Here is a 20,814-nt window from a genome sequence, read left to right on the forward strand (position 1 = left end):
GTTACGAAAAATATTAACTTCATGGCGGCAGAGTAATTTCTGCCGCTTTTTTTAGCGCATGTTTCCCGTAAGCTGGCCCTGTTGTCCAGGCATCTGCCGTGGATCATGAACCATGGATCAAGATATATGTTACAAGGAAAGAAAGTTTTACTGGGTGTATCTGGTAGCATTGCTGCCTATAAAGCCGCTACCCTTACCCGTCTGCTGGTAAAAGAGGGCGCTTTGGTAAAGATTGTGATGACCCCCGCCGCCTGTGATTTTATTACCCCGCTTACACTTGCCACCTTATCAAAACATGAGGTTCCCACAGATATTAGCAATAACAGCAACTGGAATAACCATGTAATGCTGGGCCGCTGGGCAGACGTGATGCTGATTGCTCCGGCTTCTGCCAATACTTTGGCTAAAATGGCACAGGGGCTGTGCGATAACCTGTTGCTGGCTACTTATCTCTCTGCCACCTGTCCGGTATTGTTTGCTCCAGCGATGGATGAGGATATGTGGCATCATCCTGCCACAAAGGCTAATGTAGCAAAACTATTAGCATACGGACATCAGCAAATACCGGTAGCCACGGGAGAACTGGCCAGTGGCTTATTCGGTGAAGGCCGTATGGCAGAGCCGGAAGCGATAGTGGCCTTCCTGCACCAGCATTTCAGTGAAAATACCACTGCTCCTAAACCTTTAGCTGGCAAAACTGCTTTAGTAAGTGCCGGACCTACCGTAGAACCTATTGACCCGGTACGTTTTATCAGTAATCACTCCAGTGGGAAAATGGGAATTGCGATTGCAGAGGAAATGGCAAACGCAGGCGCAAAAGTAAAACTGGTACTGGGCCCTACACATTTAACAACTACACATCCCGGCGTGGAAATATTCCCCGTTAAAACTGCTGCTGAGATGCTTGACAGCTGTGTGAGCAATGCCGCTGCTGCAGAAATTATTATAATGGCTGCCGCTATAGCCGACTACAGGCCGGTAAATGTGGCTGATAAGAAGATCAAAAAGAATGAAGGCAGCCTGCATATAGACCTGGAAAAAACACAGGACATTTTACGGACTCTGGGAGCTGGAAAAACGCCAGGCCAGCTATTAGTAGGGTTTTCCCTTGAAACAAACAATGAAAAGGAATTTGCCCTTAAAAAGTTAAGGGAAAAGAACCTGGACCTGATCGTGATGAACTCCCTCAACGATCCGGGCGCCGGCTTTAATTATGATACCAATAAAGTAACCCTGTTTGATAAGAACGGCGGTGAAAAAGTGTTACCACTCAAGTCCAAACAGGAGGTAGCACAGGATATTGTATCGGCAATAATTCAAATGCAACATGACTAATCATTCACAGGGCAAAGGCAGCAAAACGGATACCTCCTATAGTTATTCAATTAAATATGCCATGGGGTTTAAACCAGGATATACCATATATGCCAGTCTGTTACTGGGCTGTTTGTTGTGTCTAACAGGTTTTACGGCCAGCGCTCAGGAAATAAGGGCCAACGTTGCGGTAGTAGCCAATCAGATTCAGGGAACCGATAAAAAGGTGTTCACCACCTTACAAACTGCTATCAAGGAGTTTCTGAATAACCGCCGCTGGGCAGATGATGCATTTACACCGGCGGAGAAAATCGAATGTAATTTTTTATTGAATATTAATGGAGAATCTGGCTCCAACAGCTATAAGGCTACTTTAACGGTACAGGCTACGCGTCCTGTTTATAATGCAGGTTATGTTACGAGCCTGCTGAACACACAGGATAATAATCTGGTATTCCGTTATGTTGAATTTCAGACCCTGGAGTTCAGCGATAACAGGGTGGTGGGCAATGATCCGCTGGCATCCAATCTCACGGCTACACTGGCTTATTATGTGTATATCATTCTTGGATTGGATTATGATTCTTTTTCACCCCGTGGAGGAGATCCTTTTTTCAAGAAGGCCTTGAACATTGTTAATAATGCACCTGATGGGAAAGATATTTCCGGATGGAAAGCCTTTGAGGGGAACCGTAACCGTTATTGGTTGCAGGACAATCTGATGGGAGCTAAATTTACCCGTTTCCATGAGGTAATGTACCAGTATCACCGGCTGGGATTGGATCTGATGTATGATGATGTGAGTAAGGGGAGAAGTGCTATTTTTAACAGCCTGAACTTGTTGGCCGCTATTAATGAGGATATTCCCAACTCTATGTTGTTGCAGGTTTTTTTTAATGCCAAATCGGGTGAGCTGCTAAAGATCTTCTCTAAGGCGCCGCCGCAGGAGAAAGCCCGTGCCGCTCAAATATTATCTCAGTTGGATATACCCAACGCCGGTAAATATCAGCAGTTAAAGTAGCTTTGTAGCTTACAGAATAATAGCAAGGGTACCCAGATGCCCGGAGGTAACGGTTAAGTAAAACCGGTAAAGAGGATTAGTTTTTATGCGTAAATTAATAAGTATATTATTTTTTTTGTGTGCAGGAATTGCGTGTGGAGACGCAGACAGGGAGCCGCGTGGGGTTATGCCTAAGGATAAAATGGGAAGTATATTGCTGGATATGACCATGGCAGATGCCCTGAGTAATGAAATAGGAGAAGGTAGTATGATCCCGGTTACAGATTCTATCCGGCAGGGAAAAGTGAAAGTATATTATAAGCAGATATTAGAGCTGCACCATGTTTCCGTGGAAGAGTTCATGCGCAGCTATCAGTTTTATGAAAGTCATCCTAACCGTTTAAAAGAAGTTTTTGGCCTGATGCTTACGGAAGCAGGCAAACGTAAAGCTTTGCAGGAAAAACTGGAACTTGCCAGGATGCCGGTGGATTCTTCCTTACACATGTATTTTCCTAATTCGGGAAAATCAGTAATTTCAGGCAAAGGAAGGGTACGCGTTCCTTTTGTACCCAAAGATTAATAACACTTGAATAAAAACACCAAAACATGAATAAAGTAGTCGCTAATGCAGACGAGGCTTTACATGATATTCCCGATGGTGCGGTATTGATGTTGGGAGGATTTGGCTTGTGCGGCATCCCGGAAAATTGTATTGCTGCGTTGGTACGTAAAGGTATCAAAGGACTCACCTGTATCTCCAATAATGCCGGAATAGATGATTTTGGGCTGGGGCGTTTACTGCAAACCAGGCAGATTAAAAAAATGATGGCCTCTTATGTAGGAGAAAATGCTGAGTTTGAAAGGCAGTTGCTGGCCGGAGAACTGGAAGTAGACCTGATTCCCCAGGGTACACTGGCCACCCGCATCCAAATGGCCGGAATGGGGATTCCTGCTTTTTTTACGCCTGCCGGTTACGGTACCGAAATAGCCGCGGGAAAAGAAGAAAGAGAATTTAATGGCAAAAAATACCTGATGGAGCTGGCATTGCCGGCTGATTTTGCTATCGTAAAAGCCTGGAAAGGCGATACGATGGGAAATCTTGTATTCCGGAAAACCACCCGTAATTTCAGTACCTCCATGGCTAAAGCAGGGCAAATTACCATTGCTGAAGTAGAGCACCTGGTGCAACCAGGAGAGCTGGATCCCGATAATATTCATGTAGCGGGTATCTATGTACATCGCATTTTCCAGGGTAGTAACTACGAAAAGCGCATAGAACGTAAAACAGTAAAAATCATCTCCCAAAAATAAATCTTATGGCGCTGGATAAATATGGTATTGCAAAAAGAATAGCGCAGGAATTAGCAGATGGTATGTATGTGAACCTGGGGATTGGTATTCCTACGCTGGTATCTAATTATATTCCGGAAGGGGTGTCTATTATGCTGCAATCTGAAAATGGTATGTTGGGCATGGGGCCTTACCCGTTGGAAGAGGACATTGATGCAGATCTGATCAATGCAGGTAAAGAAACCGTCACCTTACTGCCGGGAGGTTGCTTTTTTGATTCGGCAGAGAGCTTTGGGATGATAAGAGCCGGTAAGGTGGACCTGACGGTATTAGGGGCAATGGAAGTATCCGATAACGGAGATATTGCCAATTGGAAAATCCCCGGAAAAATGGTGAAAGGAATGGGAGGTGCGATGGACCTGGTGGCTTCGGCGAAAAATATTATTGTTGCGATGATGCACACAAATCCCAAGGGAGAAAGCAAGTTGCTGCCGCAGTGCAGCCTGCCTTTGACTGGTGTGCATTGTGTGAAAAAGATAGTAACAGAACTGGCAGTGCTGGATGTTACTCCGGATGGATTTCGTTTGATAGAACGGGCACCGGGTGTAAGTGTAGCGGAAATTAAAGCTAAAACTGCGGGTAGGCTTGTAGTGGATGGCGAAGTACCAGAAATGAGCATTTAGTCTTTATCTGAAAAATAATGGAAGGCCATTCCTTGTATTGCATTGGCAATACAAGGAATGGCCTTTTTAGTTTTTACAATAATTTATTCTTAGAAATTAGAAAATCTAAAGTGTATTACTATTTTTGCGAATATTTTTTGTTTTATTTATCCAATACTTATCTATGAAGAGAACTGTTACACTCCTACTTCTATCAGGATCCTTTATTCATGCCCAGGCACAGGATTTTGCCGGATATCGTACCGGCAATTACACCGGCGTAAACGGTGTTTTTTTTAACCCTGCCAATATTGCCGACAGCCGCTACAAGTTTGATGTAAATCTCGTTTCTTTAAACGTTGGGGTGGGCAACAACCAGGCAAGCTTCAAATTAAGCGAGCTGAGTAAAACATTTAGCAGCGACAGTATTCAACAGCAGTTCTTTGGTAAAGACAAAGGCGCTACCAGGGGATTGATCAACCTGGATGTACATGGCCCCGCTGTGATGTTTAATACCCCCGGAAAGTTCACCTTTGCCATCACCAGCAGGGTTAGGGTAGTGGGCAACGTAAGTGATGTAGACGGTAAATTGATTGACAAAATCTCTAATGATTTTGCTGCTAATGATCCGGACCTGCCATATACCTTAAAATCCCAGGAAAATATGCGGGTGAATGTAAGCGGATGGGGAGAATTTGGAGTAGCAGTAGGCCGGGAAGTATATAACAAGGGCCCGCACTATATCAAAGCAGGTATCACCCTTAAATACCTGGCCGGAGTAGGAAATGGGAATATCAATATTGCCAACTTCAATGGTACTTTAAATGCGGATGAAGTTAAAATGGATGCATATCTGTCTAATACTACGGGTACGATAGGGACTACTTTTTCCGGGATTAACTTCTCCGATTTTCAGGCTGATCAGCTGACCAGATTTACAGGTCGTGGCTTTGGTACTGACCTGGGAGCCGTATACGAATTCAGGCCGGAGAGCCAGGCAACGTCACCTTACAGTGCTTATAAATTTAAAGTGGGTATAGCTTTGCTGGACGTAGGAAAGATCCGGTTTGAAAAAGATATGCAGCGTAGCGGAACCTATGATATAAACATTACAGGTGCACGGCGGTTTTATATGGCTAACCTGGATGGCGTACAGCTGGATAATTACAACCAGGAGCTGGCTAAGTATCCACAGGATTTTACACCGGCTGCTGATAACGGTAAAGACAACTATTCTATCAGTTTGCCTACTACCCTCCAATTGGATGGCGATTATCATATTCATCATGGCTTTTTCGTTAATATGGGCGTACAGCTTGCATTGGCAAGTGGTAAAAAGAAACCATTCAACAGCCAGTATTACAGTGGGGTAACGGTTACACCACGGTATGACAGCAGGATATTCGGATTTTATCTGCCTATCAGTTATAATGGGTTAACCAAGATGAATGCTGGTGCCAGTGTACGCATAGGGCCATTATTCTTCGGTTCAGGCAGTGTATTTACAGCATTGTTAGGCGGTTCTAAACAGGCAGATGCGTTTTTCGGACTGCGGTTTGGTAATCTGCAAAAACAAAAGAAAGCAGTAGCGCAATAGCATCTTATATAGCGCATAGCTGCAGGGAGTACAAACTTTAGCAATCCCTTAACAGCAGGGCGTTATTACATAATTGTTGGCAGTTGTGTTTACAGTCAATAGTTTGTCATTGGCAGTTTGGGGATGGCTACCCCAGGCTGCCAATTTGCGTTATTTTACGTAACTTAACAGTCCATTTAACGAAAAATTGTTCGAGGTGCAAGTTGGTTTTTTATGTTACAATGGCAAGTTTACGCCTGCAGCTGATCCTATTTTAACGGCCGATAACCGTTCCTTCCGCTATGGTGATGGCTGTTTTGAAACCATGAAAGTGTATCAGGGAAAAGTATTATTACCTGATCTCCATTTTGAACGGTTATTTGCTACCTTGAACTTACTGCATTTCGATATTCCCCAGCATTTCACTAAAGATTATTTTACCAAGCTAATACTGGAGTTGTGTGCGCGTAATAATGCTTCCCCGCTGGCCAGGATCAGGGTAACTGTTTTCAGATCTGATGGTGGATTGTATGACCCGCTTAATAATTTGCCCAATTTTATTATTCAATGCTGGGAGCTGAGCAAACAGATCCTTGAGTTAAATGAAAATGGATTGGTGCTGGATGTGTTTCCGGATGTGAAAAAAAGCTGTGATAAATTATCCAGTATCAAATCAAACAATTGCCTGCCTTATGTGATGGCAGCCATGTATGCCAAACAGCATCGTCTGAATGAAGCAGTGCTGATGAATCAATACGGAAGAATCGCAGACAGCACGATTGCCAATGTGTTTATTGTACATCAAAAAACAATTATCACCCCTCCCTTGTCAGAAGGTGGTGTATGCGGCGTTATGCGCAAACATTTACTTACCAGGGATTTACCATTTAAAGTAATAGAGCAACCCCTTACTATCGCAGACCTGGAAACGGCAGACGAGATTTTCCTTACCAATGCCATTTATGGTGTACGGTGGGTAGGTCTTTTCAGAGATAGCAGCTATGGCAATGCTACTGCCGTAGTTTTGCATGAACTTCTGCATGAAGTGATGATGTAAAAACATGCACCTACTACATTTTTGAATACGCTCTTATGACCGGCTTTTTGTTGCAGCCGAAAGGAATAATAACCAATTACATGCATACTACTGTTAATTTATGCTGGTTCCGCCGTGATTTAAGACTGGAAGATCAGGCAGCGTTATATCATGCATTGCAATCAAAACATCCGGTGGTGCCGGTATTTGTTTTTGACAAGCATATACTGGACGATCTGGAAGATAAGCACGATAGGAGGGTTACCTTCATTCATGCTGTTCTGGAAGAAATACAAACGCGGCTGCTGAAAATGGGAAGTACCCTGCATGTATTTTACGGTACTCCTATGGAGGCGTTTCAATATTGGACTACTCATTATCAGGTAGCGGAAGTATTTACGAACCATGATTACGAGCCTTATGCCAAAGAACGTGATACCGCCATTGCCGGGTTTTTAAAAGAGAAAGGAATCAGATTCCATACGTTTAAGGACCAGGTGATTTTTGAAAAGAACGAAGTGATAAAGGATAACGGAGCGCCCTACACGGTATTTACACCGTACAGCAGAAAATGGAAAACTGTGTTGAGTGATTTTTATCTGAAATCTTATCCCGTACAAAAGCATATCGCTAATTGCTATCAACAACCACCTGTTAAAATCCCCACGATTACGGATATTGGTTTTCTGCCGGGGGAAGCACATTTTCCTGCCAGGCAGTTACAGGAAGATCTGATAGCGCATTATCATGAAACGAGAGACTTTCCCGGAGTAAGGGGCACTTCGAGATTAGGGCTGCATTTACGTTTTGGTACCATCAGCATAAGGAGGTTGGCACAGCGGGCAAATACGTTGAACGAAACATTTCTGAATGAATTGATCTGGCGTGATTTTTATCAGATGATCCTTTGGCACTTCCCGCATGTAGTAGGCCAGTCTTTTAAAAAGGAGTATGATAAGATCCAATGGCGTAATAATGAAAGCGAATTTCAAAGCTGGTGTAACGGGCAAACGGGGTATCCTATTGTAGATGCCGGTATGCGTGAGCTGAATGCTACCGGGTTTATGCATAACCGGGTACGGATGATTACAGCAAGTTTTTTGGTTAAACACTTACTGATTGACTGGCGTTGGGGAGAGGCATACTTTGCGAAATACCTGCTGGATTATGATCTGGCAGCTAATAATGGCGGATGGCAATGGGCAGCTGGTTCGGGATGTGACGCCGCCCCTTATTTCAGGGTATTTAACCCAACCCTGCAAATGCAGAAGTTTGATAAAGCACAGCATTATATTCGGCAATGGGTACCAGAATTTGACACGCTTCAATATGTGGCGCCCATGGTATCGCATGAGATGGCCCGTAAGCGGGTATTGGAAGCGTATGCCAAAGCCCTGAAGCGATAAGGCTTACAGTTGTGCTGCTGTGGCCATCAGTTTTTCTACGGCTTCGTTGCCTTCCTTGCCTAAATCCAGGCTGAAATCATTTACATACAAGTCAATATGCTGGCGCATAACGGCCTCTTCCATTTCCTGTGCATGCGCTTTTACATATTCGGAAAGTTGCGGATATCCGGTGTATGCATGCTGCAAACTTTCATGGATCAGTGCATCTACCTGTGCCTGTACAGCAGCAGGTATATCTTTACGGATAAAAATCCCTCCTAACGGTATAGGGCTGCCTGTAGTGGTTTCCCAGAATTCTCCCATGTCCATTAATTTCACCAGACCTTTTTGCTGATAGGTAAAGCGGTTTTCATGGATAATTACACCAGCATCTACAGTACCATTGAGCACAGCATTTTCAATATCTGAAAACAGCATTACCTGCTTGTTTTTGGCCGCAGGGAATGCAATGGAGAAAAGGAGATTGGCAGTAGTATTTTCTCCCGGAATAGCAATTTTCAGGTCTTTGATGTCTTCGTGTGTAATAGGTTTTTTAGCAATAAGCAATGGTCCGCATCCACGGCCCAAGGCGCTGCCGCTGTTCAGTAATGTATATTGTTCCTTTACTTTCAGGTATACAGCGAAGCTCAGCTTGGTGATCATCAGCTTTCCCTGTAAAGCCCAATTGTTAAGTGTTTCCACATCTTCCAGCCGGGTATCGAAAGTAAATCCTTTAGTATCTATTTTATTATTCACCAGTGCATCAAAGATAAAAGTATCGTTGGGGCAGGGTGAAAATCCTAATGATAAATGCATGTTTCTTTTTTGAGCTGTTAGCTATTAGCAGTTGGCCATTAGCTAAATGCAGCGAGTGATTAGAGCTAAAGGCTAATAGCTATTAGCTGCTTTATTAATGCTTCATTCAATTGTTTAACGGCCAGGGGGATATTCCATTTGCTTTTATCCCTTACTTCCACATAGTTAGAAATACTACGTAATTGCAGGAACGGAATTTTTTCCATCAGGCAGGCATAATGAAAAGCCGCACCTTCCATGCTTTCCACATCGGGCGCATACTTTTCTTCCAGTTTTTGGATGGTAGATTTGCTGCCGCTCACCAGATTTACCGTAATACCAGTTGCTTTAGGTAATTGTGGCAGGTGGGAGATGCCCTCAAAGGTGTTCACCAACCATTTTTCTGTAAAGGGCGGCTGATTCATCTCCCATAAACCTATATCAAATAAATCTTTAAAATGTGTATCATCCTCAGCGCCCAGGTCGGCCAGTTGTTCCTTATCAACCAGGACTACCTCTCCAAGTGATCGTTCCCGGTGGAAGCAGCCTGCAATACCAGCCTGTATGGCTATATCCGGACGGGTGGTAGCCAGGTAGCGTCCCAGGCTATATGCCGTGTGCATCATACCAATACCGCCAATTAATATGCTTACCCGGCAGTGGTGGAAGGTAAAATGATGGTCAGATAGCGCCTGTCCGTGTTGTTTCAAATAATGGCTGAAAGGTTGTATTTCCGCCATTGTAGCGGCTGTAACCAATACGTTCATCTGAAAATGATTAGACTGTTTATCAGGATCTGGCGGAAGCAGTTCACCGTAGTGATCCCTTGTATATGCCTGGGTCCATCCTGTAAAATTACACCAAAAATGCATGTACGGAGTGTAAAACAATTGACAGAATGCCGTTAAATCACGATGGACTCATAGAATAATGGTATTTTTGCACAAATTTTTTATACTAATGATTTATTTAACGCGTGTGGAGAACTTCAATGCAGCGCATAAGTTGTCCAACCCGGGATGGAGTAAAGATAAAAATGAAGAGGTATTTGGCAAATGTGCCAATGAGAACTGGCATGGCCATAACTATGAGTTGCATGTAACCATAAAAGGTAATCCTGATGCTGAAACGGGGTTTGTTTTTAATGCGAAGACCCTGGGAGAAATCATAAAGGATGTGGTCATTGAAAAGGTAGATCACCGTAACCTGAATATGGATGTAGACTTCATGAAAGGGAAGTTTACTTCTGCCGAGAACCTGGCAATTGCTATATGGGAGCAGTTGGAAAAGCATCTGCCCGAAGGAGTGATGCTGCATTGCATCAAACTGTATGAAACCCCACGTATATATGTGGAGTATTTTGGAGGAAAGTAAGCAGCCGTTTAGATAGCCGTTAATCATTTTAAACCCGGTTGTTCCACAGGGGATACCGGAATCATATTTTACTCGTCGGGTCTAGTAAGTATCAGGCGGAGTGGAGAATCTGAAAAAAATAAAGATGGCATACATTAGAAAAGAATCTTATGATGAGCAGGTAACAGTAGGTTTGATGGAGAATTACCGGGAGTGTTTGAAGCTGATAGGAGAGGATCCGGATAGGGAAGGGCTGGTTAAAACACCGGAGCGTATGGCCAAAGCTGTACAATACCTGACACAAGGGTATCAGCTGGATGCAAAGGCTATACTGAATGGCGCCAAGTTTACAGAGGCGTATAGTGAAATGGTGATTGTAAAAGATATTGAGCTTTTTTCCATGTGCGAGCATCATATGCTGCCGTTTTTTGGTAAAGCACATGTAGCATATATCCCCAATGGTTATATTACCGGATTGAGCAAGCTGGCACGTGTGGTAGATGTATTTGCCCGCCGCCTGCAGGTGCAGGAGCGTATGACCCACCAGATCCTGGAAGCTATACAGGATACCCTGGAGCCATTAGGAGTAGCAGTAGTGATTGAAGCGCAGCATCTTTGTATGATGATGCGGGGTGTACAAAAGCAAAATTCTATTACCACTACCTCTGCTTTTTCCGGACAGTTTGAAGATGGCCGAACCCGCAGTGAGTTTATGAGGCTGATTGGGCGGTAAAATGTTGCGCTGTAATACAAAAAACATTTTTGATTAATGCGTAAGAGTTTGAATATTTGCATTTATTTTGAGTAAATATTCAAGAATCCACTAAAACAAGAAAACAATACATGAAGCACGCATACGTATTCCCTGGTCAGGGATCTCAGTTTCCGGGCATGGGCAAAAATTTGTATGAAACAAATGAAAAAGCCAGGGAGTTGTTTGAAAAGGCGAATGAGATTTTAGGTTTCCGCATCTCAGATATCATGTTTACTGGTACAGATGAAGATCTGAAACAAACCAAGGTAACCCAGCCGGCTGTTTTTCTGCATGCAGTGATTGCTTTTTTATGTGCGCCTGAAGCCCGGCCTGACATGGTAGCCGGACATTCATTAGGCGAATTTACGGCACTGGTAGCCAATGGTACCTTGTCGTTTGAAGATGCTTTAAAGCTGGTAGCGGTACGTGCCAATGCGATGCAAAAAGCATGTGAGGCGACTCCTTCCACCATGGCAGCGGTACTGGCGCTGGATGACGCTAAGGTAGAAGAGATTTGTCTGGCGGTAACCAATGAAACCGGTGAAGTAGTAGTACCTGCCAATTATAACTGTCCCGGACAGCTGGTTATTTCCGGTACCGTAAAAGGAATTGATATTGCCTGTGAGCGGATGAAGGCGGCTGGTGCAAAGAGAGCATTGGTATTGCCGGTAGGTGGTGCTTTCCATTCTCCCTTAATGGCACCTGCCAAGGAAGAACTGCAGGCAGCTATTGAAAAAGCAGTATTTAATACACCTACCTGCCCTGTTTATCAGAATGTGGTGGCAAAAGCAGTAAGTGCCCCTGCAGAGATTAAACAAAACCTGATAGATCAGCTCACCGGCGCAGTAAGATGGACACAATCCGTGCAGGCCATGATTGCCGACGGAGGTACCGAATTTACCGAGGTAGGGCCCGGTAAAGTATTACAAGGCCTGATACAAAAGATCCAGAAAGACACGGTGGTAAATGGAATCAGCTAATGCTTAAAAGCTATTAGCTGTTAGCCTTTAGCTCAATGCAGCGGATGATCGCATGATCACCAGTTCTAAAATATGCTGACCCTTGTGTGGTAATTTTACTACACAAGGGTTTTCTTATGCCCTTTTCATAGCCTTTCATGCACTCTTCATACACTATCTATGCTTTTACTATGCTTCAACCATAGCTCAACTATGCTTCGGGGTAGGCTTATCTATACCTTTAGAACGCTTTTACTATGCTTTTGCCATAGCTCAACCATGCTTCAGGGTAGGCTTATTTATGCTTTTAGAACGCTTTTACTATGGCTTTGCTATAGCTCAACCATGCTTCAACCATAGCTTAAGGTAGGAGAAGGGAGCCCAAACAGGCAGATTTGCTACATTTTGCTCGCAGCTATAGATTTAATACCATCTCATATTGAGATAACGTATGGATAAAGCCTGTTTTTAGCAGCAACTGGTTCATTGCGGGGTAGTGATCATCTATGTTAATGATAGACAATGGGTTACCAAGTTGGGAGGCAGCATGTTGTAACAGGGCACTACCAATACCCCGTCGTCTGAGGTTTGGATGTACCGCTATTTGCCGGATGCGTTTACTGGCCAGGTGTACGCTGATAAAGCCTGCAGACTGGCCGTCGAGGGATGCCTCCCAGGAAGTAGTAAAAGCCTGTTCCCTTTGTATGGCAGGGATGGCATTGGACCAGCAGGGTTCCATATCACTGTAGGCTGCCATCAGCGACCAGTTGGGGGTAGCGTTGAGCGTAATCGTTACGCCCGGAACAGATGAGGCTGTCGTAACTGCCCCCTTGTAGCAATGGACCAGCCTCTTTTGTTCAAATCCGCTGTTTTGGTAGGCTTTGATAGCTGGCTGATTGGTTTGTATCACTTCCAGGAGTATTTTTTTAATACCTTTTTGCCGGTAATAGGGCATCGCCTGGGTATATAATTGTTGGACCAGGCGTTGGCCACGGTATGCAGGAATGACCCCTGTTCCGCCGTTGTACAATACTTTGGGCTGTAATACATTATCTACGCCATGTAGCATAAAGCCTGCCAGGGTGGGACCATCAAAAGCACCCATGGAATAGTCCAGCCGGAGGTTTTCCCCTTGTATCTTCTGTTTCAGCAGGGGGAGTGTAAGCTGTACCGGAACGATATAATCGCTGAAAGCGGCGTTAAATGTATCACAGATATCAGGCAGGGTAACTGCCTGCAGATCATGGAACCCACCGGTATTCAAAATATGCATACACCAGTATATTAAAGTTCGATGCTGGCATTCCACCAGTCTGTTTCAAAATGGGCACGGTATCTTTTGTAGAATCTGATAGCAGGTTTATTCCATTCCAGCACCTGCCAGGTCATCCCGCTTAGTTTCTTTTCCTGGGTTTCTGCTATCAGCTTGTCGAACAGCATGCTGCCTATCCGTTTGCTTCTCCATTTTTCAGTAATGATAATATCTTCCAGGTAAAGCCGGGACCCTTTCCAGGTAGAATAGCGGATATAATACAGGGCAAATCCTATAATTGTTTCGATCCCATCTGCTGTATTTACCGCCACAAAAGCTTTCCATACCGGATTTTCACCAAATCCGGCCTCTTCAAAATGTTCCAGTGTAACGGTCACTGCCTGGGGGGCTTTTTCATATTCTGCCAGTTCTCTGATTAATTCCATTAACCTTGGACAATCTTCCTTTCGTGCAACCCTGATAGTTATATTCATATGCGTTAATTTTTATATGACTGGCATAGTAGTAGGGACCGGTGGCATAATATGTGCGCAATGTTCCGTAATACCTGCTATTTTTATGGCATAAAAGGTCAAAATTACGATATACATGAAGGAAATCCTATTTGGCTATGCTGCTTATAATTACTGGGCCAATCAAAAGCTTGCCCATGTGCTCCGTAAGCTGGAAAAGCCAGCAGCGGACCAGGAGCTGGTAAGCAGCTTTCCGTCTATACGCAAAACGGTTTATCATTTGTGGTGTGCAGAGAGTATGTGGTACCAGCGTTTACAGCTGGCCGAGAAAGCAGTGGATCCTACTATTCATTTTGAAGGTGATTTTGAGGAGGCGATTGATCACTGGCTGCATCAGTCCCGCCTGCTCAGGGATTGGGTAAAGCATGCTACTGCGGTAAGACTGGAACATACCCTGGCATATATTGACCGGGCCAAAGAGTATCATAAAGTACCCGTGAAGGATGTATTGCTGCATATATTCAACCATACCAGTTATCACCGCGGACAATTGGTGACCTTGCTGCGGCAGGTAGGCGTCAGTAAAATTCCGGGGATGGATTATGATGACTTTACCCAGGGGAAGAAATAATAGCTGTTGGAAGATAGTATAGGTTAAGAGATAAAAAAGTATTTTAGCTGGAAGTAATCCTGATTATGAATTTGCAATCATTTTATGAAGAGGTTCCAAGGCATTTGGTAGCAGTAGATTGTATCATCTTTGGTTTTGATGAGAGTAAGTTAAAGCTGTTGGTCATTGAGCGGAAAGTAGATCCTATGAAAGGAGAATGGTCGCTGGTAGGAGGTTTTGTTCAAACCGGAGAGAGCATAGATGCTGCGGCCGCAAGGGTATTAAAACAAACCACCGGGCTGGAGAATATTTTTATGGATCAGCTGCATTGTTATGGTGAGGTGGACCGGGATTCCGGTGCCAGGGTAATTGCAGCAGCCTACTATGCACTGATCAGGATCCAGGAGCATGATCATCAGCTGGCAGAGGAACATGGCGCACATTGGCTGGAATTGCATCAGATGCCGGAGCTGATATTTGACCACAGCAGGATGATAGCAGATGCATTGAAAAGACTACGGGACAATGCCCGTTTTCATCCCGTAGGTTTTGAATTGTTGCCGGAGAAATTTACGTTGTCGCAGCTTCGTACCATGTATGAAGAAATATACCAGGAAACCCTTGATAAGCGTAATTTCCGTAAGAAGATCCTCTCCATGAATATCCTGGAAAAACTGGAAGAAAAAGATAAATCTACTTCAAAGAAAGGTGCTCACCTTTACCGGTTTGATAAGCTGCAATATGAGCAGCTGACCAAGAAAGGGTTTGTGTTTGAAATATAGGATGCAGTGTAACTTTCCCACACAGCTATTGTATCCATAATGCACTGTTTTTTAGTGCCAGCCGTTTATTCAGCCAGTTGCGCAGTTTTTCCTGTTCCGCTTTGGTAAGCGGCTTTTTAACCTTCACTGTAATAACGGTTAGTGTATCTGCAGGCGCCTCAGTATTGGTGGTAGCGTAGCGTACGTGATCTGCCATAGAAAGGCTGCTGATCTGAGGAAAAAGGGTATACGCTTCTGTACTTACCTGTGCTACAGGATAGGCAGCTTGCTGAGGAGCAGGCTGTTTTAATTGTGCCTGCAATTGTTTCAGTTGCTCCGCAATTACAAGTGCATTGGCATCTTTATCTTTATTGATGTCCTGCATAATAATGTTCTTTACGGTGTTGATATCAAGGGTGCTATCTGATGGCTGATGAATAACCAGTTGTGTATGCTTTAATCCGTATGCAGTTAATAACTGCTGGTAGTTATTAATTTCCTGCGGAGATATTTTTTTGTTGAGCACCGCAATTTCTATGGAAGAGGAGGTTCCTTTATAGTTTATTTTTTTGTAGATGACGGTCAGGTGTTTTTCTTCAAAAACCTGTTGAATGTATTTGTTGGCATTATCTTTAAACCGGTTTTCCATCACCAGTGTATAGGCAAGGTAAATGCTGGGAATCAGCATCACCACTACGATGATGGTGATGGAACGTCTTACCCGTTTACCTCTTAGCTCATCTACGTAAGCTTTTTTAGGGTACTTGAGATATTTTACAATGGCCAGTGTGGCAAGACAGATAAACACACAATTAATGAGGTATAGATAAAATGCCCCTGCAAAGTAGAGCCATTGACCACTGGCCAAACCGTAGCCTGCCGTACATAGCGGGGGCATCAGGGCGGTGGCGATAGCTACTCCCGGAATGGCATTCCCCTTTTCGATACGTGTTACCGCCACAATACCGGCAAGGCCGCCAAAAAAGGCGATCAGTACATCATAAATAGTAGGTTGTGTGCGTGCCAGTAATTCTGAACGGGCCTCGCTGATAGGGCTGAGTAAAAAATAGATGGTGGAAGTAATTAAACTGATAATGGTAGCAATGAGCAGATTTTTCAGGGAACGTTTCAATAACTCAAAGTCGTTCAATCCCAGTGAAAGACCTGCACCCATAATGGGGCCCATAAGCGGGGATATTAACATGGCCCCGATAATCACTGCCGTGGAGTTGGTGTTCAGGCCGATGGATGCAATCATAATTGCAAAAGCGAGAATCCAGAGATTAGCGCCTTTAAAAGAAACATTCTTCACAATGGATTCGATGGTTTTTGCCTCCTCTTCCTTATCCATGTGAAGATTAAACTGATGTTTCAGCCATCGTAACATACGTGTCATGTCTTCATCGTTTATAGCAAAGAACGTATTTTTTTGATAATTGCTTCACGAACACACAGTATCAAAATGCGAATGAATAGAATGGCTAAGTCCTTTTATCCTTTTTTGATTATTTTCGATCATATCTTTATTTTTATATTGTATTTCTTGTGTATATCGCTCCGGCTGAATGAACCATACCCTATTAAGCGTACCCTTTAAAGCTGATGACAGATGGCATGTTAAAACTGATCCTATGAGTTTTTTGAAAACCCTTGTTTGTAACGGCTGTTGTATGCCTGTCAGGCAACGTAGATTACTATTATTTTTTAGTTGGTTATTATTTTTTACCACAACGATAACTGCGCAAAAAAGAGACGGGCAGGTAGTACTTCCTGTTTTTACGTGGCTGAATGACAGTACGCAGATCGTAGATGAATTGAACCAGCGTGCATTATGGTATCAGCCCCGGCAGCTGGATACCTGTTTCTTTTATGCAGATAGTGCCCTGAAGATGGCTACCAGGCTGCACTACGTAAAGGGCAAAGCTACCGCCTATAAAGTAATGGGGAATTATTATGCCTTCACGGCCAATAAATATTTATCATACCGTTTTTACCTGGATGCCAAACAGGCTTATGAAGCATTGAAAGATACAGTTAACTATTGTACGGTATTGATGAACCTGGGTATTTATTTTCAAAAGGAAGAAGAGCATGCCTCGGCGCAGCAAGCGCATTATAAGGCGATGGAATTGGGGCGTCAGCTGAAAAATGATTCTACATACGGACTGGTGCTGGCCAACTATTACTATATACACAGGGCGGATAGCACGAAACGGGATTCTTTAAGCTGGGCACTAGCCCGGGCCCGTGAAATAGCCACCCGGTATCATGATGAAAAAACATTGTTGTACATAGGTTTACTGGAGGTAGATAATGCCTATGGACGTACCAGTTTTCAACATATACAACAAAGGCTGGACTCCATTATAGCGGCTGCTGAGCGGCAGGGATTTATCTACATGGGGATGTATGGCTGTATGCAAATGGCAGGATATAAAGGCATGCTGGGGGAGGAGGATTCGATCCTGTATTATCAGAAGATGGTAGATCTTGCTGTGCGCGGCAGCTACAAGAGTTTGATTATCCCTGAAGTGCGTCATCTGTATGAATATTACAAACAGCGTAAAATGCCGGCTGCTGCAAATGAGTATAGCCGCATTATGCTGGATATATTGCAATACAGGCAACAAACCAAGCAGCGGGGAGAGATCGATTATATGGCCTACTTCACACAGGATCAGGACGTGAAGCTGCTTCAGATGGCGTACGAAAGGCGACAGCATCTCCTGGAAAAGAAAAGGATGGAGAACAGAAACGTTGGTTATGCGCTTTCCTTCGGGGTAGGGCTATTGATATTCCTGGCAGTGATTACAATGAACACCTACCGGCACATAAAAAGTGCAAAAAAAACCAGTAAAGCACTGAAACTGGCTAATGAAGAAATCATCATTAAAAACAAATTGCTTACTACGAATGATGATTTTAAGAACATGCTGATATCATTGATAGCACATGATTTCCGGGTACCCTTATCAAATATACTGGATATAACCACCCTTTTAAAAATACAATCCTTTACCCTGGAGGAAGCTTCGGCCATGATCGTAAAAGTGGAAAGCGCGGCGCATCATACGCTGCTGACATTTGATAACATATTGCGTTGGATACGTTCCCAGCTTTCGGGATTTGTATATCACCCGGAGCCTTGCTGGCTGGAAGGGTTGATTAATATCGCTCAAAAAGGGCTGGAGCACCTGATAGCAGGAAAGGATATAAAGGTAAGTATCAAGATACCCCCTGATTTTCAGTTATATGCCAATCCTGAGATGCTGCAGTTTGTGCACCGGAACCTGCTGCATAATGCGATCAAGTTTTCTCCCAAAGGAAGTGAGATTACAGTGAGTGCCGTGCGCAGTAATGGTATGGTGAAAGTATCCTTCACCGATCAGGGAAAAGGAATGGCGGCGGAAGTATTGGAAACGCTTTTTGTATTTGGAGGGCAAAGGAAGCAGCACGCGGGATCGAGTAAGGGGGCCGGTTTGGCATTAATTATTTGTAAAGATTTTATAACAAAAATGGGAGGGCATATACAGGCAGAAAATAATGAAGGGACAGGAAGTTCCTTCTGGTATAGTTTGCCTGATAAACCGTAAGCAGATTGGCATGAACTATTTTATTACAACATATAAAAGATGCATTCATTTAATGAAACGTGCCCTGCCGGGAATTATGGCAGGTACAGTCATCCTGTTTTTTGTCTGCTCCTCAACGGCGCAGCAACGCAGGCCATCACAGGTGGATCAGATCTATAGCACACTATTGCAACAGCGGGATAGCATGGCATATGTGGATGTACTGTCTCAATTGGGCATGCTGTACCATATGATTAACCGGGATAGCTGTTTGTGGTACGCCTTAAAGATTCAGGATATTTCAGAACGGATTCACTATGAAAAGGGGATGGCCAATAGTTTAAACCTTTTAGGTATTTGCCATGCCTTAAAAGGAAACTTTAAACTGGCTGTAGAGTATGGTTTTCAGGCATTGCAGCGATACCGCGCTGTGGGGGATAGTGCCAATACTTCCCAGGTACTGAACAATCTTTGTGTATACTACCTCAACTATACTACAGACAAAAAGAAGGAAGCGTATGCCTATTTGCAGGAAGCGATGAAAGTAGCCAGCCAGCTAAAGCCTCCGGAAGATTCTTTTTATTCTCTTGTTTTAATGAATTATATCGGGTTTTTTGGGGAAGATACCACGAAGCGGGATTCAGTAAAATGGGCTATAGGCAAAAGCCGTGAGATCTTAGTGAAATACCCTTTGAGCCGCTTTGCCTTTTATATAGATATTACTATTGCGGATTCCCTGATGAAAGCGGGTAAGGGAAAGGAGGCAGAAAAGATGGTAAATGAACTGGCCACCTCGGCACTGGATAAAGGGTTGACTTATGTAGCTATTGAGATGTATGAACGGATGGATCAGTACCGGAGTATGGGATACCATACCGATGCTGTTTATTACTGGGAAAAGATGTATGAGTTGGGTAAGCAGGCCGGATACAATGATCTGCAGATGCCTACATTGGCAAACCTGTATAAACATTATAGTGCAGTAAACGATCAGGCCAGGATGAACTATTACAGTAATGAGATAATGCGATTGTCGGCTGGGGTGCAGGACGTAGAAAAACAATCCGGCGTTAAATACATTGATTTCTTCTTAAAAGAACAGGATAAAAATGAGCTGAAAGTAAAAACAGCATTGCAGCAGCAACGGATTGAAAAAAATGATTATGAAGATGAGAGTAACCGTTTGGGGCTTACCTATATAGCGGTAATATCCGGCCTGATGATTTTATGGTATATCCGGCAGCGTTACTATTACCGTTCCCAGAAAAAGGCTACTGCAGCATTAGCACAGCTGCATACAGATTTATCCGGTAAGCAGCTACAACTGGAAATAAATGATGCCTTTAAGAATAAGCTGATTACTATCATTGCCAATGATTTCCGGGCGCCCCTCACCCATATTACCAAAGTGGCTGACTTGTTACGTACCAGATCGATGAATCAGGCGGATATGATGCTGGTGATAGATCAGATTGCAGCTTCCTCCGGGAAAACATTACTGATGTTTGATAGTATTTTACGCTGGATCAAATCGCAGCTATCGGGGTTTGTATTTGTACCGCAAAGCTGTACACCGCATCTGATGCTGGGGGTAGTGTTACAGGATATGGAGGTGCAGGTCAAAGAGCGGCAATTGAAAATATTAAACAGGGTACCGGTGGCATTACAGTTACTGGCAGATCCGGAAATGCTGCAATTTGTACACCGGCATTTGCTGGCCACCCTGGTAGAAAGCGCTGTGACGGGCAGTACGATAACGATAGTGAGTGAGCAGGAAGGGAAACTGGTAGATATCAACTTAACTTTTGTCCCGATGGAGCACCTGCGGGTCAGGATTCAGCGGTTATTTGATGCAGATAATACGGGTAATGAGCAGTTACTTCAGCAATCTGATACGGGACTAATACTGGTGATCTGCAGGGACTTTATCACCAAAATGCAGGGAAGTATCCGGATAACAAAGCAGGAGGGAGGGAGATTATCTTTTGTGTATACCCTGCCAATATTGGTATAAAAGCAAGA

20 protein-coding genes are annotated in these 20,814 nt (G+C 43.8%); 15 read left to right on the plus strand and 5 right to left on the minus strand.

Annotated elements, in window-relative coordinates:
- The first annotated feature begins 126 nt into the window (after positions 1–126).
- From coaBC to ABR189_RS27720, 8 genes are all read left to right on the plus strand, one after another.
- Positions 127–1,335, plus strand: coding sequence for a bifunctional phosphopantothenoylcysteine decarboxylase/phosphopantothenate--cysteine ligase CoaBC (gene coaBC / locus ABR189_RS27685; protein ID WP_354663768.1), 1,209 nt, complete (start codon positions 127–129; stop codon positions 1,333–1,335).
- Positions 1,328–2,335 carry a type IX secretion system protein PorD gene (porD, locus tag ABR189_RS27690; RefSeq protein WP_354663769.1) on the plus strand — a complete coding sequence of 336 codons (1,008 nt, stop codon included), beginning with the start codon at positions 1,328–1,330 and terminating at the stop codon, positions 2,333–2,335. The genes coaBC and porD overlap by 8 nt, the downstream gene beginning before the upstream one ends.
- Positions 2,336–2,420: 85 nt before the next feature.
- Positions 2,421–2,894, plus strand: a complete 474-nt coding sequence (locus ABR189_RS27695) for a DUF4296 domain-containing protein (protein WP_354663770.1) — start codon at positions 2,421–2,423, stop codon at positions 2,892–2,894.
- A 26-nt stretch (positions 2,895–2,920) separates the two neighbouring features.
- Positions 2,921–3,625, plus strand: coding sequence for a CoA transferase subunit A (locus ABR189_RS27700; RefSeq protein ID WP_354663771.1), 705 nt, complete (start codon positions 2,921–2,923; stop codon positions 3,623–3,625).
- A 5-nt stretch (positions 3,626–3,630) separates the two neighbouring features.
- Entirely contained in the window at positions 3,631–4,287 is a 657-nt protein-coding gene (locus ABR189_RS27705; protein WP_354663772.1) for a 3-oxoacid CoA-transferase subunit B, read from the plus strand.
- A gap of 163 nt (positions 4,288–4,450) precedes the next feature.
- Positions 4,451–5,863 carry a DUF5723 family protein gene (locus tag ABR189_RS27710; RefSeq protein WP_354663773.1) on the plus strand — a complete coding sequence of 471 codons (1,413 nt, stop codon included), beginning with the start codon at positions 4,451–4,453 and terminating at the stop codon, positions 5,861–5,863.
- A gap of 196 nt (positions 5,864–6,059) precedes the next feature.
- Positions 6,060–6,899, plus strand: coding sequence for an aminotransferase class IV (locus tag ABR189_RS27715; protein ID WP_354663774.1), 840 nt, complete (start codon positions 6,060–6,062; stop codon positions 6,897–6,899).
- An 80-nt stretch (positions 6,900–6,979) separates the two neighbouring features.
- Positions 6,980–8,284 carry a cryptochrome/photolyase family protein gene (locus tag ABR189_RS27720; protein ID WP_354663775.1) on the plus strand — a complete coding sequence of 435 codons (1,305 nt, stop codon included), beginning with the start codon at positions 6,980–6,982 and terminating at the stop codon, positions 8,282–8,284.
- A gap of 3 nt (positions 8,285–8,287) precedes the next feature.
- On the opposite strand, the gene ABR189_RS27725 is transcribed toward ABR189_RS27720, so the two are convergent.
- On the minus strand, positions 8,288–9,079 hold the full coding sequence (locus ABR189_RS27725; protein WP_354663776.1) for a 1,4-dihydroxy-6-naphtoate synthase: 792 nt from the start codon (positions 9,077–9,079) through the stop codon (positions 8,288–8,290).
- A 65-nt stretch (positions 9,080–9,144) separates the two neighbouring features.
- Entirely contained in the window at positions 9,145–9,930 is a 786-nt protein-coding gene (mqnB, locus tag ABR189_RS27730; protein WP_354663777.1) for a futalosine hydrolase, read from the minus strand.
- Between the two features lie 88 nt (positions 9,931–10,018).
- Here mqnB and ABR189_RS27735 point away from each other — a divergent pair, with 88 nt between their 5' ends.
- The 3 genes from ABR189_RS27735 to fabD all read left to right on the plus strand — a co-directional run bounded on the left by ABR189_RS27735 (position 10,019) and on the right by fabD (position 12,145).
- On the plus strand, positions 10,019–10,432 hold the full coding sequence (locus tag ABR189_RS27735; RefSeq protein ID WP_354663778.1) for a 6-pyruvoyl trahydropterin synthase family protein: 414 nt from the start codon (positions 10,019–10,021) through the stop codon (positions 10,430–10,432).
- A 124-nt stretch (positions 10,433–10,556) separates the two neighbouring features.
- Positions 10,557–11,144: a GTP cyclohydrolase I FolE gene (gene folE / locus ABR189_RS27740; protein WP_435575342.1), complete on the plus strand. Its 588-nt coding sequence runs from the start codon at positions 10,557–10,559 to the stop codon at positions 11,142–11,144.
- Between the two features lie 110 nt (positions 11,145–11,254).
- Positions 11,255–12,145 carry an ACP S-malonyltransferase gene (gene fabD / locus ABR189_RS27745; protein ID WP_354663779.1) on the plus strand — a complete coding sequence of 297 codons (891 nt, stop codon included), beginning with the start codon at positions 11,255–11,257 and terminating at the stop codon, positions 12,143–12,145.
- Between the two features lie 394 nt (positions 12,146–12,539).
- Here the strand turns inward: fabD and ABR189_RS27750 are convergent, their stop codons facing one another.
- A complete protein-coding gene (locus ABR189_RS27750; RefSeq protein WP_354663780.1) occupies positions 12,540–13,397 on the minus strand; it encodes a GNAT family N-acetyltransferase in 858 nt (285 codons plus the stop codon).
- An 11-nt stretch (positions 13,398–13,408) separates the two neighbouring features.
- On the minus strand, positions 13,409–13,870 hold the full coding sequence (locus ABR189_RS27755; RefSeq protein ID WP_354663781.1) for a GNAT family N-acetyltransferase: 462 nt from the start codon (positions 13,868–13,870) through the stop codon (positions 13,409–13,411).
- Positions 13,871–13,985: 115 nt separating this feature from the next.
- Between ABR189_RS27755 and ABR189_RS27760 the strand changes: the two genes are divergently transcribed.
- Together ABR189_RS27760 and ABR189_RS27765 are read left to right on the plus strand one after the other, a co-directional pair.
- A complete protein-coding gene (locus tag ABR189_RS27760; protein WP_354663782.1) occupies positions 13,986–14,480 on the plus strand; it encodes a DinB family protein in 495 nt (164 codons plus the stop codon).
- A 65-nt stretch (positions 14,481–14,545) separates the two neighbouring features.
- Positions 14,546–15,241, plus strand: coding sequence for an NUDIX hydrolase (locus ABR189_RS27765; RefSeq protein WP_354663783.1), 696 nt, complete (start codon positions 14,546–14,548; stop codon positions 15,239–15,241).
- A gap of 25 nt (positions 15,242–15,266) precedes the next feature.
- Here ABR189_RS27765 and ABR189_RS27770 read toward each other — a convergent pair whose 3' ends face one another.
- Positions 15,267–16,616, minus strand: coding sequence for a TIGR00341 family protein (locus ABR189_RS27770; protein WP_354663784.1), 1,350 nt, complete (start codon positions 16,614–16,616; stop codon positions 15,267–15,269).
- A gap of 235 nt (positions 16,617–16,851) precedes the next feature.
- On the opposite strand from ABR189_RS27770, the gene ABR189_RS27775 reads away from it, so the two are divergent.
- Positions 16,852–18,813, plus strand: coding sequence for a sensor histidine kinase (locus ABR189_RS27775; RefSeq protein WP_354663785.1), 1,962 nt, complete (start codon positions 16,852–16,854; stop codon positions 18,811–18,813).
- A 52-nt stretch (positions 18,814–18,865) separates the two neighbouring features.
- The gene (locus ABR189_RS27780) at positions 18,866–20,806 is read left to right on the plus strand and encodes an ATP-binding protein (protein WP_354663786.1); all 1,941 of its coding nucleotides are present in this window, start codon (positions 18,866–18,868) and stop codon (positions 20,804–20,806) included.
- Positions 20,807–20,814 lie beyond the last annotated feature (8 nt).

It is taken from the genome of Chitinophaga sp. H8 (assembly GCF_040567655.1).
Taxonomy (GTDB): Bacteria; Bacteroidota; Bacteroidia; order Chitinophagales; family Chitinophagaceae; genus Chitinophaga; species Chitinophaga defluvii.